The organism is Caldicellulosiruptor hydrothermalis 108, from assembly GCF_000166355.1.
Taxonomy (GTDB): domain Bacteria; phylum Bacillota; class Thermoanaerobacteria; order Caldicellulosiruptorales; family Caldicellulosiruptoraceae; genus Caldicellulosiruptor; species Caldicellulosiruptor hydrothermalis.
In genome coordinates, this window is the sequence record NC_014652.1 from 367,556 (window position 1) to 383,230 (window position 15,675).

General features: G+C 35.1%; 20 protein-coding genes, 1 tRNA gene and 1 pseudogene. 13 read left to right on the forward strand and 9 right to left on the reverse strand.

The window, feature by feature from the left end; translation table 11 throughout:
* Positions 1-100 precede the first annotated feature (100 nt).
* From CALHY_RS01510 to CALHY_RS01525, 4 genes and pseudogenes are all read right to left on the reverse strand, one after another.
* Entirely contained in the window at positions 101-1,891 is a 1,791-nt protein-coding gene (locus tag CALHY_RS01510) for a DNA methyltransferase (protein WP_049772007.1), read from the reverse strand.
* 178 nt (positions 1,892-2,069) lie between these two features.
* Positions 2,070-2,674, reverse strand: a pseudogene (locus tag CALHY_RS01515) (transposase); the annotation flags it as partial.
* 162 nt (positions 2,675-2,836) lie between these two features.
* Positions 2,837-3,097, reverse strand: a complete 261-nt coding sequence (locus CALHY_RS01520; protein WP_013402251.1) for a hypothetical protein — start codon at positions 3,095-3,097, stop codon at positions 2,837-2,839.
* Positions 3,094-3,375 (reverse strand): AbrB/MazE/SpoVT family DNA-binding domain-containing protein, encoded by a 282-nt coding sequence (locus CALHY_RS01525; protein WP_013402252.1) that lies wholly within the window; start codon positions 3,373-3,375, stop codon positions 3,094-3,096. The genes CALHY_RS01520 and CALHY_RS01525 overlap by 4 nt, the downstream gene beginning before the upstream one ends.
* A gap of 185 nt (positions 3,376-3,560) precedes the next feature.
* On the opposite strand from CALHY_RS01525, the gene CALHY_RS01530 reads away from it, so the two are divergent.
* The 4 genes from CALHY_RS01530 (at position 3,561) to bioA (ending at position 6,582) form a co-directional block, all read left to right on the forward strand.
* Complete coding sequence (locus CALHY_RS01530) at positions 3,561-3,722, forward strand: integrase (protein WP_013402253.1); 162 nt, start codon at positions 3,561-3,563, stop codon at positions 3,720-3,722.
* A gap of 183 nt (positions 3,723-3,905) precedes the next feature.
* Positions 3,906-4,484 (forward strand): biotin transporter BioY, encoded by a 579-nt coding sequence (locus tag CALHY_RS01535; RefSeq protein ID WP_013402254.1) that lies wholly within the window; start codon positions 3,906-3,908, stop codon positions 4,482-4,484.
* A 23-nt stretch (positions 4,485-4,507) separates the two neighbouring features.
* A complete protein-coding gene (bioD, locus tag CALHY_RS01540) occupies positions 4,508-5,239 on the forward strand; it encodes a dethiobiotin synthase (protein ID WP_013402255.1) in 732 nt (243 codons plus the stop codon).
* On the forward strand, positions 5,233-6,582 hold the full coding sequence (gene bioA, locus CALHY_RS01545; RefSeq protein WP_013402256.1) for an adenosylmethionine--8-amino-7-oxononanoate transaminase: 1,350 nt from the start codon (positions 5,233-5,235) through the stop codon (positions 6,580-6,582). Before bioD ends, bioA begins: the two co-directional genes overlap by 7 nt.
* Before the next feature lie 85 nt (positions 6,583-6,667).
* Here bioA and bioB read toward each other — a convergent pair whose 3' ends face one another.
* The 5 genes from bioB to CALHY_RS01565 form a co-directional block, all read right to left on the reverse strand.
* Entirely contained in the window at positions 6,668-7,678 is a 1,011-nt protein-coding gene (gene bioB, locus CALHY_RS01550) for a biotin synthase BioB (RefSeq protein ID WP_013402257.1), read from the reverse strand.
* A gap of 320 nt (positions 7,679-7,998) precedes the next feature.
* A tRNA-OTHER gene (locus CALHY_RS13540) sits at positions 7,999-8,094 on the reverse strand.
* Between the two features lie 152 nt (positions 8,095-8,246).
* Positions 8,247-9,368, reverse strand: a complete 1,122-nt coding sequence (locus CALHY_RS01555; RefSeq protein ID WP_013402258.1) for a tyrosine-type recombinase/integrase — start codon at positions 9,366-9,368, stop codon at positions 8,247-8,249.
* Positions 9,365-9,799 (reverse strand): ImmA/IrrE family metallo-endopeptidase, encoded by a 435-nt coding sequence (locus CALHY_RS01560; protein ID WP_013402259.1) that lies wholly within the window; start codon positions 9,797-9,799, stop codon positions 9,365-9,367. Before CALHY_RS01560 ends, CALHY_RS01555 begins: the two co-directional genes overlap by 4 nt.
* Before the next feature lie 7 nt (positions 9,800-9,806).
* Complete coding sequence (locus CALHY_RS01565; protein ID WP_013402260.1) at positions 9,807-10,244, reverse strand: helix-turn-helix domain-containing protein; 438 nt, start codon at positions 10,242-10,244, stop codon at positions 9,807-9,809.
* A 197-nt stretch (positions 10,245-10,441) separates the two neighbouring features.
* Here CALHY_RS01565 and CALHY_RS01570 point away from each other — a divergent pair, with 197 nt between their 5' ends.
* From CALHY_RS01570 to CALHY_RS01610, 9 genes are all read left to right on the forward strand, one after another.
* Complete coding sequence (locus CALHY_RS01570; RefSeq protein WP_013402261.1) at positions 10,442-10,636, forward strand: helix-turn-helix domain-containing protein; 195 nt, start codon at positions 10,442-10,444, stop codon at positions 10,634-10,636.
* Positions 10,633-10,995 carry a helix-turn-helix domain-containing protein gene (locus CALHY_RS01575; protein WP_013402262.1) on the forward strand — a complete coding sequence of 121 codons (363 nt, stop codon included), beginning with the start codon at positions 10,633-10,635 and terminating at the stop codon, positions 10,993-10,995. Before CALHY_RS01570 ends, CALHY_RS01575 begins: the two co-directional genes overlap by 4 nt.
* A gap of 21 nt (positions 10,996-11,016) precedes the next feature.
* Positions 11,017-11,541, forward strand: coding sequence for a hypothetical protein (locus CALHY_RS01580; protein WP_013402263.1), 525 nt, complete (start codon positions 11,017-11,019; stop codon positions 11,539-11,541).
* Positions 11,542-11,599: 58 nt separating this feature from the next.
* Positions 11,600-11,803, forward strand: a complete 204-nt coding sequence (locus tag CALHY_RS01585) for a hypothetical protein (protein ID WP_238524560.1) — start codon at positions 11,600-11,602, stop codon at positions 11,801-11,803.
* 168 nt (positions 11,804-11,971) lie between these two features.
* A complete protein-coding gene (locus CALHY_RS01590; protein ID WP_013402265.1) occupies positions 11,972-12,259 on the forward strand; it encodes a hypothetical protein in 288 nt (95 codons plus the stop codon).
* 18 nt (positions 12,260-12,277) lie between these two features.
* Positions 12,278-12,622 (forward strand): TrbC/VirB2 family protein, encoded by a 345-nt coding sequence (locus tag CALHY_RS01595; protein WP_013402266.1) that lies wholly within the window; start codon positions 12,278-12,280, stop codon positions 12,620-12,622.
* A gap of 90 nt (positions 12,623-12,712) precedes the next feature.
* On the forward strand, positions 12,713-13,006 hold the full coding sequence (locus CALHY_RS01600; protein ID WP_013402267.1) for a PrgI family protein: 294 nt from the start codon (positions 12,713-12,715) through the stop codon (positions 13,004-13,006).
* A gap of 1 nt (position 13,007) precedes the next feature.
* Positions 13,008-13,793 carry a hypothetical protein gene (locus tag CALHY_RS01605; protein WP_013402268.1) on the forward strand — a complete coding sequence of 262 codons (786 nt, stop codon included), beginning with the start codon at positions 13,008-13,010 and terminating at the stop codon, positions 13,791-13,793.
* Entirely contained in the window at positions 13,750-15,609 is a 1,860-nt protein-coding gene (locus CALHY_RS01610; RefSeq protein WP_013402269.1) for a VirB4 family type IV secretion system protein, read from the forward strand. The genes CALHY_RS01605 and CALHY_RS01610 overlap by 44 nt, the downstream gene beginning before the upstream one ends.
* Positions 15,610-15,675 lie beyond the last annotated feature (66 nt).

Consider the following 15,675-nt stretch of genomic DNA (forward strand, 5'->3'; position numbering starts at 1 on the left):
GGTGTTTTTAGTCTTCTCTTATCGTAATTTTACCTCAAGGAGGATGGCTTTTTATATATCTATTTATTGTCTTTTCTGTTAATCCCTTTTATTCAACAAGCTATACTTTATAATCTAAGTTAGGAAGCGGCTTTATATTATGTATATCATCCTCATCTACAATTAATGAAAGCCATAAACGAAGTTTCGCTATTTCAATAGCTCCTGAGTCTATATCAACCCCGTATAAAGAGTTTTCTATACATTCTCTTTTAAATCTGTAAGTCGTTCTATCTGGTTCATCTATAAAAATTGACAAAATATCTCTTAATTTGATGATCTCGCTCATCATACCTACAAGGAAAGCGCCACTTCCAACAGCTGGATCGCAAACAATAATTGTAGCAAGTTTCTGGTCTATTTCTTTTGCATTATTTCGAATATTTTCTGGAAGCTTAAATTTGTATTCTTTTGTTTCTCTTCCTACTTTTACTACTCTTGCATCATTTTCTTTTATTGATTCGCCGTATACGACAAACTGTTCAATGTCTTCTTTTGGGATTTTTCCTTCAAACTCATTTGTAAGATAATAAATCAAACTTTGTTGGCACATGTAATGGACAATTTCACGTGGAGTATAATAAACTCCATATTCCTTATTAAATTTACTTTCTTTTGCTCTATCACCTACTGATTTTAAATATTCCTTAAAATTATCTTCTCTTATAGCATTGAGTCTTTCATATGTTTTTCCAAGAAGTTCTGGATCAATTGCTACTTCTTTTTCTAAAGGTTCATCTTCTTTTACTGTGAAGTTATATCTATCGAAAATATCCAAAATCCCATCACCAATATCTCCTTCAGGTGTTCTGTTGTTATTTGAAAATAATTCATCAGGCAAATTGATATCAATGTTTACCCAGTCGTATCCGTTCATAGGGTCAAAAAGTCCACCGTCTAAGAAAGGTATTTTACAATCAAACCTGCTATAATAATGGTCATCTGCACTTCTGTCTGTTCTCAGTGCTTCATAAAAAAGGGGTTCAAGAATATCATTAAAGAAATTTTTGTAGTCGCCATGCTTCTTTTCAAAAAGTTCTCGGATAAAGTTCTTGGAACCACTACCCCAAGCTTGATTTCTTTTTACTCCAAGCCATCCTTTCTTCTGAAGAAAATACAAAAACAAGATTTGTCCTAATAATTTTTTAGCAAAATCAACCGTACTTATATTCTTTTCTTGGAATTCACTTTTTACTTTAGGGTCTTTTTCTAAAATTTTATCAAGTTCAACCTTTAACTTTATAAATAAATCTCTATATTTTCTAAAAAATTCGTCGCTTATAGTTTCAATACTGAATGCTTCTTCTAAATCTTGTAATGTAGGTTTGTCATCACGTTCAAGAAGAGGTACAAATCTGCTTTGAGCAGTATGACTTTTTTCGTTCTTTCCAACCAAAAAAGACCATCTTCTTGCAGGTGTTAATTCTTCTTTGATTTTGCCATTTTCATCAAATTTGTAATCCATCTTAACAAGTGAAAACCGCCAATCTTCATAAGAAGGTGCAACAAAGGCAACAAGCGCTGCGTCTTTCAATTTTCCTCTTCGAGAACCATTCAAATACCACCTTATAAAGTTTCTTTGTAATGTTCTTGCCTTTTCTAAAGTGGTTTCTTTTTTAAGCTTGACTATCAATATATCAATTTCATGTCCATTTATGTCATAAAATTTCCCAATACGTTCCAAAGAGTTGATGTGTTCTGAAAAAGCATCAGGAATATATACGCCTGAATATATAAAAGTTTTTTCTTCTATCTCTTTTAATAAATTTTTGATAAAAAACAAAAAACTTTCTTTATCAAACGGATTTTCAAATGTTTTTTTGACACATAACTTAGCCTGTTGTTTATCCATTCAAACATGCCTCCTTTTATAGAAGAAAACTTAAAGTATACTTAAATTTTTACAAATATTACAATTTATGATAAATTCATATGTTCAAAACTTATACAAATTATATCACATTATGATAGTATAATGGACACAAAAAATCTATCAACCATTTAAAAGAGACTTGTCAAGAATTTTGTGTCTAATTAAAGTAACGTAACTGGAAAAGTGGTTGTATTTCATAGATATGGCCATTTATCATTGGAACCGGTTTTCTCCATTTTGTCTGTTTTAAATTTTTTCTCTGGAGATAAACATTAATTTCAAGGACCTCAACGGAATTGAAATATCCACCCGTTTTTATGCGGATTTCTCAATCAGGCTGTTGACACTTTCTACAACGTTAGTGGTATAAATATGTTTTCTTAAGGGTTCAGAATATTTAGTAAAGGCTATATAATACTCTGCTTTTTCCATAAGGAGATTCATATATCGGCTGTATCTCTCTTTGAATATATTACAAAGATTTTAAAATTTCTCAACAGCCTCATCAAATGAAGAAGAGAGCTTTATTTTGTTGAGTTCTTTGTTGAATTCTGCAGCATCGGCTTTGGTCATGGATTTACGAATATTTCTTTGAAGATGGACAAAACAGAGCTGGTGGTCAGCATAAGGATATACAGCCTTGACTGTTTCAATTATACCTGGGAAATCATCACTGACAACTATTAAAACTTTTTTAAGACCACGGTTTACTAGATCTTCGAAGACTTTATTCCATTCGGTTCTGTTTTCTTTGCCGAAGAAGAGACTATAAATAATTTTGTGTATATAAATTAAGCCATCCTTGTTACGTATACTTATATTCTGATTCTTACCAAGAAAGAGGCCTTTATATTTTTTACACAAAATCATTTAAAATCTCATCGATATTGAAGTTATTATTATCGAGGAGATGAGTAAGTAAGTTTATGGATTTTTCAAAGTTTTATCATGTTCACCAATATTTCCAAGAATTATTCCATCTTCTTTGTACTGCCATGTCAGTCTTATTCCCATCGTAATGCTTGTTTCAAATATATCTTTTGTTCCTTGTATTTTTTTAGTTCGCAAAAAAGGGTGGTATGAATTTTGTAATAATAGTTCTAACTTTTTCTTTAGTATCTTTTTTACATCTGGTGGCAATTTGTTTACTTTTTCTTTGAAAAGTTGCGAGTAATAAATCTTCATTCGTCATTCAACCCCAAATCCTCAAATAACTCTTGCAACGAATTAGCCACCATGAGTTTGCCTTCCTTGATTTCCTGTTCTACAGTTGCTTCTTCTCTTTGCCACTTCTCAGAATAAAACCATGCCTGTTCTTTTGGAACAGTGACCACAGGTGTTAAAATTATTCTGCCGTCCTTCTCCTCTATTTGTAACAAATCACCTACTTGCAAGTTTAACTTCTTCAGAATTTGAGCTGGAATTGTCACTTGGGACTTTTTCTTTATTTCAACTATCACCATTTCTCACCTCTTAAAGTTAGAAAGTTGTACTTTCTAACTTTAGTATATTCTCATTAAATAGATATGTCAACTTTGTTTGTTGTAAAATTAAATGCAACAGGATAAGAAAATATTAAAGCCATAGCTTCAAACCATGTATGATATTAGTTGAAAAGACAAACCCATACACAGGAGGTTTGAAGCTATTGGTCTATGATGATAATAACACAAAGAGAAGAAGATTTAAACGCTCAAGTGAAGCAGAAAGAGGGATTATAGAAAAGCTTTCAGAATTAGGATATGGTATGACAGAGATAGTAAGGGAATTAGGCAGAAGTGCAATTAGTTGCTGCTGCAGAGGAGAATGATTTGTTTTTATAACTTTTAAAATGCTTGAAAATAGAAAGTTGTTCAGTATCTACTTTATTTGACTATTTATTTGTCTGATTAGTAAACCATTATTTTAAAATGGGTTGACAAATCTCAATGCAGAAAATATAATAAAGGAAAGATGACATTGAATAACAAAACTGAAAGGAGAGGTCAATCCTGTGAATACAAAAAGTATTTGCTTGGTTTCTCTCTTTGCGGCTTTGACTGCTGTGGGAGCCTATATAAAAATTCCCATTCCTTATGTACCATTTACTCTTCAGCTTCTGTTTTGTGCATTGGCAGGACTTCTTTTAGGTCCTAAACTTGGAGCACTGTCACAGGTTGTTTATGTATCAACAGGGCTTATTGGTATTCCAATCTTTGCAGAGGGCGGAGGTCCATTGTATATTTTTAAGCCGACCTTTGGTTATCTTATTGGCTTTATACTGTGTGCATATATAGCTGGTTATATATCTCATTTGAAGCAGAGTAGAAGTATAAGCTTAAACCTTATAGGTTCGCTGAGTGGTTTGTTTGTTGTATACTTATTAGGAGTTAGTTATCTGTATGTGATTTACAACTTTTATCTAAAAATGCCGAAAACAATTAGTTGGGCTTTGTACTGGGGATTTTTGGTGTGTGTGCCTGGAGATATATTTTTATGTATTGTTGCTTCCTTTGTTGCAAAAAGATTAAAACCAATGTTAGAAAGAGTTTTACTCATAAATACAAGATATTTACAAGAACCCCAAGAGTAGCTTTAATCAAGGAGAGAGGAAAAATGAGTGCTGTTTACATTATTGGAACAGATACTGATGTTGGAAAGACATTTATATGTGCTGGACTTTGTTGGGCTTTAAAAGAAAAAGGATATAACGTAGGATATTTCAAACCAGTACTAAGTGGGGCTAAAAGAAGAGGAAAGATGCTAATACCTCAAGATACAGAATTTGTAGTTAATTTTGCAAAAATAAAAGGGGATATTTACAGACTCACACCATTTATATTTGAAAAACCAGCCTCTCCTCATATAGCTGCAGGGGAAGAGAATAAAGATATTGATGTTGATCAAATAAAGCAGACCTTTGATGATTTGTCAAAGGTCTATGAATTTATAATAATTGAAGGTTGTGGCGGGTTGGCAGTTCCACTAAAAGAACAAAATAATCAGTTTTATATGCAATATCAATTGATAAAGGAAATTTGCAACAATGTTATATTGGTTACAACAACAAAGCTGGGAACAATTAATCACACTCTCTTGACAGTTGAATTTGCAAAAGCTTACGGACTTTATTTAAAAGGAATCATAGTGAATAGGTATAAGAATGAACCTGATGAAGATAAAGTAATAAATACAATAGCAAAGTTTACCAATATTCCAATATTAGCCAAAGTAGACTTTATAAATGATTTTCCAAGTGATGTAGATGAGAATAAATTTAAAAATATTTTTAAAAAATGCTTTGATGATAGGGCAATAATGAAGATAATGGGGGTTTTTGAATGTTAAATGAATGGCAACAAAGAGATTTAAAGTATATTTGGCATCCATGCTCACAAATGAAGGATTATGAAGAATTACCACCTATCGTTATAGAGAAAGGCCAGGGAGTATGGCTATACGATGTTGAAGGAAATAGATATCTTGATGCAATTTCTTCATGGTGGACAAATCTTTTTGGACATTGCAATAAAAGATTAAATGATGCTCTCAAAGCTCAAGCAGACAAGTTAGAACATGTAATATTTGCAAATTTTTCACACAAACCAGCTATTGAATTGTCTCAAAAATTAGTTAAAATAACCCCAAATGGATTGGAAAAAGTATTCTTTTCTGATGATGGATCAACGTCTGTCGAAGTTGCTCTTAAGATGAGTTTTCAATATCATCAACAGAAGGGGAATTATACAAAGCTCAAGTTTGCATGTTTTACAAACTCATATCATGGAGAAACCTTAGGGGCATTGTCTGTTGGAAGTATAGATCTGTATTCAAAGATATATAAACCCATTATGAAGGAATCCATAAAAATTCAAGGTCCTGATTGTTTTAGATGTAAATACCACAAAACAAGATATAGCTGCAATGTAGAATGTTTTGAAGAAGTAGAAAAGATTTTAGAAAAGCACCATAAAGAGATTTGTGCTGTGATAATTGAGCCAATTATCCAATGTGCAGGTGGCATGAAAATTTACCCACCTAAATTTTTAAAGCTATTGCGAGAGGTCTGCACCAGCTATGATGTTCATCTCATTGCAGATGAGGTAGCTGTTGGATTTGGTAGAACAGGAAAGATGTTTGCATGTGAACATGCAGGAATAACTCCAGACTTTTTATGTTTATCAAAAGGTTTGACAGCAGGTTATATGCCGTTGGCAGTAACACTTACCACTCAAGAAATTTTTGATGCGTTTTATGCTGACTATGTGGAATTAAAAGCTTTTTTGCATAGTCATAGCTATACCGGAAATCCTCTTGCTTGTGCAGTTGCTTTAGAATCATTAAAAATCTTTGAGGAATACAATGTCCTCAAGAAAATAAATGAAAAAGCAACCTACCTTGAGGAGCTTGCTAGAGAAACTTTTGATAACCATAGGTTTGTGGGTGAGTATAGGCAATTTGGATTTATCGGAGCAATTGAGCTTGTTGAAGATAAGGCTACTAAAAAGGAATTTGATTGGAGAAAGAGAGTGGGATATCACATTTATAAAACTGCTTTGAAAAAAGGGTTGCTTATTCGTCCTCTTGGAAATGTAATATATTTTATGCCTCCATTTGTTATTGAAAACGATGAAATTGATTTTATGGTAAGGAATACTCTTGAATCAATAAACCAATTTTTTGGACTGTAAGTTGCAGAGAGAAATCAAAAAGTTGAAGAGGGGCTATCCAAGAAGATTTTGGACAGCCTCTTTGCATTTATTTATAATTATCTAATTATTTATGCATATTGGTTTGAAATTTTAAATCCAAGGATTCCAACATCTCAATCTTCTCTCTTATTCCCATCCCCTTTGTTGTAAGATAATTTCCAACCATACAACCATTTATTCCACATTCATATGCCATTATTTCCATATCTCCAAGTGCATTTTCCTTTCCACCCGCAAGAAGAATGGTCTTTTTTGGCAGTATAATCCTAAATAGTGCCAGGGTGATAAAAATTTCATTTTGGTCCATGATCTTCATATCTTCAAAAGGCGTGCCTTTTATTGGATTTAATATGTTGATAGGAACAGAATCAACATCTAATTCTCTTAGTTCAAATGCAAGTTTGATTCTTTCAATCATGTCCTCACCCATTGAGATTATTCCACCGCTGCAGATTTGAAGCCCTGCCTCTTTTGCAATTTTTAAAGCCTCTTTCTTTTGCTGCTGAGTATGGGTGGAACAGATATTTTTAAAATATTTGCTGGATGTCTCTAAGTTATTGTGATACTTTACAACCCCAGCTTTCAATAACTTTTTTGCCCTTTCTTGAGTGAGAAAGCCGAGTGATGCACACAAAAGAATGTTATAATTCTTTGAGATATATGAATAGATGTCTAAAATTTTTTCAAATTCTGAGTCATTAAGCTTTTCACCACTTGTGACTAAGGAAAATCTTTTTACTGGAAAAGATATTACATTCTCAAGATACTCTGTTACCTCATCAAGCGTAGCAAGATCTTTTATCTCAATTGAACAACTGTGGTGGATAGACTGGGAGCAGAACTTGCAGTCTTCGCTGCAAAGTCCTACCTTTGCAGGATAAATGGAACAAAGCTCAATAGTATTTTCAAAATAATGTTGTTTTATTGTATTAGCAAGGTTTTTTACTAAATCTGCATCATGTTTTGCGATTTCATAAAGCATGATTGCCTCATTGAAGTCAATGTCTTTCTCATATTCAATTATCTTTTTTTCAACTTCTTTGACAAATTGAACTGATTGAAGAAAATTCAGCAATTAAATCATCTCCAAGCAAAAATGTTTAATTAAATAATAGCATAGAAATTATAAATAGTAAACTAAAAATGAAATTATAGTTTACGCATAAGAAAAATAATTGTTTTGAAGACAAAACCGAAAAATTTTTGTCCAAAATATTCAGATAAAAAATTGTTAATAACTATCTGGATATCCTTGAAGGGAAAGTATTGAATTGATAAAACAAATGCTTTGCTTACGCTAATTCCGTGAAAGTAAGAAGTATAAAAATTTTTACACCATTTTTAGAATGCAAATTTTACACTCCAACATTTGCTAACCAACAAACCCAATAAAAATGGCGGAGAGAGAGGGATTTGAACCCTCGGTACCCCTTTTGGGGGTACACACGATTTCCAGTCGCATTTTCAACGCTTTATTACAGCTTTCTATCCATATCCTGCCAGTAGATTTTCTAAAAGCCTTGATTTTTCTGAATTTTAAGAATGGAATTACTGAAAATTAATGGAATTTACCATTTCAGTTTAAGCTGTTTTCAAACTGTCGTTAGAAAAATGTTAGAAGCAAAAACTGGTATGAACTACTTCTATTGGTTCTTCAGAATGTCCTCAAAAGTTTCTGCCACTTTCTTTCTCTTTTCATCAAACACATGACTGTAAATATTAAGCGTGGTGGTTATGGTACTGTGTCCCAGCCTGTCACTGATATGCTTAGGGTCAACACCGTGTTTTAATAGAATTGAAGCATGGGTGTGTCTGAGGTCATGAAATCGTATCTTTGGCAGTTTATGCTTTTCTATTGTCTTCTGGAACACTTTGGTGATATACTTCGGGTCCTGAACTCTGCCATCTTCAAACGTACATACAAAACCTTCATCATGATAAAGTTCCTTTAATTCTTCTTTCAACTTTTCCTGCTTTGCTTTCCACTCTTTTAGTTCTGATACAACCTGATTGGAAATTGCTACAATTCTATAACTGTTCTTGTTTTCTGCTTTCTCCTTGATATAAGTCTGACCGTTGATTTTCATAAATGTTTTGTTGACTGTTATGTATCCCTGTTCTAAATTTATGTCCTCCCATTTAAGTGCAGCTATTTCCCCAATCCTCATCCCTGTATAAATTGCCAGCAGCACAGGAATTCTGATGTTGGTGCCTTTGAAAATTTCCAGAGCCTTTTTTATAGTTTCTTCGTCCCAGATCGACGGTTGGTAATTTCGCTTCTTCGGTGGGTCTACATAATCAGCAGGGTTCTTTTCTAACATATCCATTTTGACTGCATAGTCTAACGCTTGATGTATTATTCGATGATGATAAAGAGCAAGAGTCGAAGAAAGCCCTTTTTCGGTCATGACATGCTGGTAATATTTTTGCAAATCCATAGGTGTGAGTTTGCCCAGTTCATACTCACCAAGGAAAGGTTTTATGTGCAGTGCAATTGAACTTGAATACGATTGAAAGGTACTAAGAGAAACCCTGTTTTTTGCTACTGTGTTGAGCCATAAGTCTAAAAGTTCACCAAAAGTCTTCTGCTCCAGTAGTTTGTTTTTATTCTGGTAGATAATGTTTAGAATCCTTGGTAATGCTTCTTCTGCTTCGGCTTTTGTCTCAAAACCACCCAGCCACTTTTGTTTGCGCTTTCCATCAACTACACCTATGTCAACAACAATGTAATATTTCTTTCCCTTTTTTGCAATATGTCCTCTCATATTTTCAGGTACCTCCTCTTAAAGATAGCAACTTCATGTTCTATTGTAAGTGGATTAATGTTTTCAAAATCTTCATAATTCATGCAGATAAAAGCAAAATAGTCAGCTTCAATCTCTGTTTTTGTGGTTTTCACAAATGCGTTTGTCATAAATAAGAGACGATTATACTCGTTTGTATGGGAATTGAGCAGGTGATATAATTCATGTAATAAAGCAAACTGTCTTCCTTTTTCAGAAAGCTTTTCATTTATTACGATGTACTTATCACCATCATGTATAAAGGAAAAACCCTGAATACAACGGGGTAACTTCCATACAAGACGAAATATATTTTCCATTGCTGCAATTTTTTCCGGGTCACGAGTACCGTACTCGGTGTCAACAAATTCAATAAAAGAAATTACTTTTTTTAATAATTGTTTGTAATTCATTTACTTTTCACTCCTCTATCTCCTTATTTTCCTGTCTTTTTTCTTTAGCTTTCAGTCTAATAGCAAATGTTATAGCTTCTACAATTGCCTGTTTTACATCAGGTTCGTTGACAGGTATTCCCTTAAAATTTAAATTTTCTGCTTTCTTGATAATTTCATAAATGTCCGGTGTTTTATCTTTTTCCTCTGGGACAAGTTCTTCGTCACCAAGCTTTATTTGTCCCATACTTTCTTCTACAAGTGTGTTCAGATCAACTTTCAACGCTTTTGCTATTCTCAGAAGATTTCCAAGTGAAAGTTCGCTTTCTCCTCTTTCTGCTCTCATAATCGAAGTGGGATTTACACCTGCATAGAGAGCTAGCTGATTTATTGTCCATCCTTTTTCTTCCCTAAGTTTTTTTATTTTTAGCCCCAAGGTTCTTGCAATTTTATTCTTTTTTGCCATACACTCGCCCCCCTTTTTTCACTTTCTATTTTACATTGCATTTTAGCAGCAATACAGTATTATTGTGTTTTTTGTATTGCAAAAACGCAAAGCTCATAAAATTGCAAATTAGTATCTATAAAAAGTATTGCATAAAATCGATACTTATGATATAATACCCTTGAGATTGCAAATACGCAATAGAGAAGGTGGATTTGATGAACTACGAATACATAAGAGAATTTATAGCCAAAGTTCCGACCTACAAATTTGCTAGGTTAATAGGTGTCCACCCGAGCACTATATTCAGGATTAAACAGGGAAAGCAACCAAGCCCGGGAGTGATACTTAGAATCCTCGAAACAAAACCACAGGGTTTCGAAATTGAAAGATTTCTGGGTGAAATAAAATGAATGTTCATGAACTGATAAAAAAGATGGATGAAATTGAAAAGAGTGTAGCAGAAATAAAAAATTTACTTTACGAAATGACAAAAGAAGAAAGTAAAGGCTTTTTGACTGTCGAAGAATTGAGAAGGAAATATAGGATTGGGAAAAATTTTCTGTACTGGCTTTGTAAAAGTAACCTCGTAGATTTCAGATACTTGAACAGGAAATATTACATAAGCGAAAAATCATTTCTACAATATTTAGAAAACTTAAGACCAGGAAAAACAACAGCAATGCCTACAACGTCTAAAAGAGAAGAGCATAACACTAAAATAGTTCAAATAGAGAACAAGCTTCAAAAATACTTAGAAAGTATCAAATAAACAATGGGGGAGGAGAATGCTATGGCAAGAAAACTCAGCCAGGAAAAAATTAATGAAATTCTAAGACTCTTCTATGAAGAACACAAAAAGAGAGTAGAGATACACAGAATAACAGGTGTGTCAAGACCAACAATAAACAAGTACATCAAAGAAGATCCACGCTACTGGGAAGAGGTTGCATATAGGTTACTAGAGGCAAATAATCGAAGAAAAGCTCAATGGAGAAGTTATCAACAAAAAAGAAGAGAAAGAGCGAAAAGAGAACTCTGGGATGAAACGTATGAAATTATGAAGCGTGAACATGCGCAGGCAGTGGCCGAACTTTCTTATCACAGATGGCCGTCTGTGTCCACTTTGTATGAGTTTGTCCGTTCATGTTACAGATGGGTAAGGGGGAAGTTTGTGCGAAAAGACTGTTTAGAAGACGGTACCCTTGTGCCAACAACACTGCCCAAATATATCAGACCGGTACATACATTGACAGAAGGTTTGAAAAAGAGGAGAAATACTGTGATTAATACAGCCAATAACGTCCTTGCATATTAAGGTGTTTGCTATGATTCAAATAACAAGACATGCCATAAAACGTTACAAGGAACGTATAATGCCCTGCTCAGACCTTGAAGCTGAACTGAATATTTTAAAAGCTGCCGTACATGGTATTCTCCTCTCCCGGAGAGGAAAGTACAAAGCTGTACAGTACGGTCCCGCCGTACTGATTATATACGAAAACGGTGGGATAGCCACCGTTAAGACTATCGAGCATGTAAAATTTTCTGGCTGGTGGAAAAAAGAAAAGATGTGGTAGGCATGGTAAAGCAACATGCCAGACTGTAGCTCTGGCGTTGTGGGTTCGTGAACCACTGCCTACCCCAGAAGTAAAGTTTGCCTTTGGAAGTTAGCCGTGTACGGGGGTTATTATACCCCTTTGCACGGCTTTTTGTGTTTTTTAGAGCCTGTTAAGGGGGGTGAGACTTTGAATGACCTGAATGGAATTGTAGAACCTGTTACACCAGAACAATTTTCAAATACACTTGCAAAACTTTTTGTTACTCTTTTACAAATTGTCCAAAATTTTATAAAACCCATAGCAGGTCTTGGTATTATGATTGCAGTACTTTTGCTTTTGGTGGGTTATGTTTTCCATGTCCAGATAGCTAAAAAGATGGGTGCTTCCATCCTTGGCGGAGTCGGTTTTGTTGTAATAATTTACCTGCTTGCGCCTTACATTTTGGGTGTCATTTACAACACCTTTGGAAAATAAAAACAGGAGGTGTTCAGGATGAACAAAATTAAAAAGGTCTGGGCTTCTGTTTCAACTGCTTTGGCTTTTGCAATGCTACAGTTAACAGCATTCGCAACAGCTGATTTTTCGGGCATTGTAGAACAAAAAGATACAAAAGCAGTTGTTCAAGATATTGTTACAAAGGTTAAAACACCAATCCAAATTATAGCAGTAGGTGCAGCTGTTATTCTGTTTATGGTGCGAAGTGCACTGCTGGCAGCAACCCAGGATGAACATAAACAAGCACAAATAAAAAAATCATTTGGAATCATGATTATTGGCTTAATTGGCGTATTCTTTGCAGCATCAATTGTTGGTTTCATAGTCAATGCAGTTAAGTAAACACCCCTAAAAGCCCATTGGAAAATTACCAGTGGGCTTTCTTGTTTATAAGTAGTTAAAGTTTTCAGTAAAATGGAGAGGAGTGATTCCATGAGAACATTTAAAATTCCGTTGGATGAGAAAATAGAGGACAAGGTCATAGGGGGTATCATGACATGGAAACAGTTTTTAGTGTTTGTCGTGCCTGCACTTATCGGTTTTGGCTTGTTCTCTGAGCTCAGGTTTCCCATTTGGCTTGCTGCAATACTTGAAATCTTTATCCTTGTTATAGGGTCTGCCTTTGCGTTTCTTAAAATCAACGGTGATGAACTGGATGTGTTTTTGAAAAAGCTTTACAAGTTCTACACAGGCAAAAGAACAATACTCTACAGGAGTGATGACTAACATGTCAGATCTGCTCGTCATTCTTGTTGGCGGACTGTTGATACTTGGCTACAAGTTGTTTGAAAAAAGAATAAAGACAAAAGCTAATCTAATTTCTTCGAGTTCAAAAACGCAGGGAATACAAAAGGTTGATGACAGAAATCACTTAAAAAGGCTACTGGAGATAAAAAATATCCTGCCAGATGGAACAGTAGTTATGGACAACTTCAGATATGTCAGAATTTTTGGACTGTCATCGCAGGACTTTGATTTGATGAGTGAGGCTGAACAGGAAGCGTTTGAGCTAAGTTTAATGTCACTCATGCGTGCACTCGATGTACCTGTTCAATTTTTCATAACCACCCAGCGGGTTGAAACAACCCAGCAAGTAAATGAAATTGACGGGTTTCTAACACAAAACACAGCAACTATCAATGAGAGTCTGAAAAAGTACTGCGAAATGCTCAAAAACGAACTTTTGCAACTGCAAAAGCAGAAGGACATGTATGTGCGCAAAAGTTTCGTAAGTATCTGGGTACGGGAACAAAATGAAAAAGTAGCTTTTGAAAAACTGAACGACAGAACAAAAAAGATTATCTCACTTTTCAAAAACGCTGGTATAAAAATATACCAGCTGTCCATGCCAGAAGTACTGCAACTTTTACATGATGAATTTAACAAAAACAAAATCTTTAAAGTTGATGAAGCCATAAAGAATCATGTCCTGGATTTGTATAACTCTGGTAAGAAAGGAGTTGTTGTAGATGATTCAGTTATTGAAGAAGTCTACAGAGAAGAAACAGCGTGAAGATAAAAATCAACAGACAAAAAGCAGACTTGATAAAAATGCTCTGGGACTCTTGGACCTGGTAGTCCCTGACTGCCTGCACCTTGAAAAGGACTACATTTATCTTGGTTCAGAAAGATATGCAAGAGTGTACGTTCTGGCAGTGCACCCGTATGAAATCAATCTAGGCTTTTTCAATTCGTTCTTTAATCTTGGACAAATAGTAATTTCAATTTATGTCGAACCTGCTGATACAGGCGAAGTGATAGTAGACCTTACAAAGAAAATCACAAAACTGAAGTCCAATGAAATTGTGAGTATGCAGCAAGGTAAAAAACCAGACTATCGCAAAATGACCCAGGCAGAAGATTATGAAATGCTGAGAGCAGCACTGCAGAGGGGTATCGAAAAGGTCCTGTATGTTCAGGTTTTCTTCACAATCTTCGCAGAAAGTTTAGAAAAACTAAAGGAGAAATGTGAAGAATTTGAATCACGCTGTTCTGCGTATAACATCAAACCACGCTGTCTGAGTTTCGAACAACTTGAAGGGTTGTTAACAGTGCTACCACTCGGAAATCAAAAGTACCTTGAGCATCAAAGAACATACACAACAGGTTCTGCTGCATCAACTGTCCCGGTAGGTAATACGGATGTCTACTACGAAGGTGGGGTGTTCCTGGGGTACAACCTGCTCACCGGTGCACCAGTTTTTTACAACCAGTTCGCACCAGAACTTACCGGTCCCCATATAGCTATTTTCGGTACAGTTGGCAGTGGTAAGTCCACTACAATGAAAACAATGCTCGCACGGGCAGTTGCATTTGGCTTTGCCGCATGTGTGCTGGACCCAGAAGGCGAATACGAAAAGCTTATCAATATGCTTGGCGGGAAATATGTAAAAGTAAAGTCAGGGGAAAAGATTGGGCTAAATCCGTTTGAGCTTGAAGTAGAAGAAGATGAAGGGAAGAAATTTGTGGACATTGACTCCAAGATTTCAGAAATCAGATTTATACTTGGCATTATCTCTGAAAACTTTATTGGCAAAAAACTTGATGGAATCCAGCTGGCTATAATTGAAAGAGCTGTCAGAAAACTTTACGCAGACAGGGGAATTGATAAAAGCCCGGAAAGCCTGTACACAAATTTTGCTACCGACAGTCAGGGCAGGTTTTACATTGGCAAGGTAAAGAAGAAATTACCGATACTCAGCGACCTGAGAGAAGAACTACTGAAAGAGCAAGAAACACAACAACTTGCAAAAGCAATGGAAGTATTTACAGGAGATGGAACGCTTGCTCTGTTTGACTGTGAGTCTCAGATTGACCTGCAGGAAGGTGATAGAATAATAGGCTTCAACCTGAAAGAATTCGATAAGGACCCGTTTCTGAAGTTTTTCGCAGCGGTAAATATACTCAACTGGATCTGGAACAAGTTCTCACATGCCAAGATGAGGCAACAAAAGAAGGTTGTTATCTTCGACGAAGCATGGATGTTTACAAAGTATGAATCAACAAACGACTATCTTGAATCACTCTCACGACGAGGTAGAAAATACAGGATATCACTCATGGTTGCTTCCCAAACAATACTCGAATTTTTAAATACCCCTGCTGGTCGAACAATGCTAAATATGTGTGCAACAAAATTCCTGCTCAAACAGGAACCGGACTTAGCTCAAGAGACTGCTGAGTACTTTAAACTATCTGACGCTGCTAAAAATTTCTTGATGACCGCTGAGAAAGGACAGGGGATTCTGGTAAATTCAAAAGAAAAGGTTCTTCTGCAGGTAACTCCATTTGCATTCGAATGGGATTATGTCACAACGACAAACTTCTAAAAAATTAAGGGCACTTTTTTGAAAACCGTGGTATAAAGAAAAATAGAACTAAACTTTGAAGGGGAA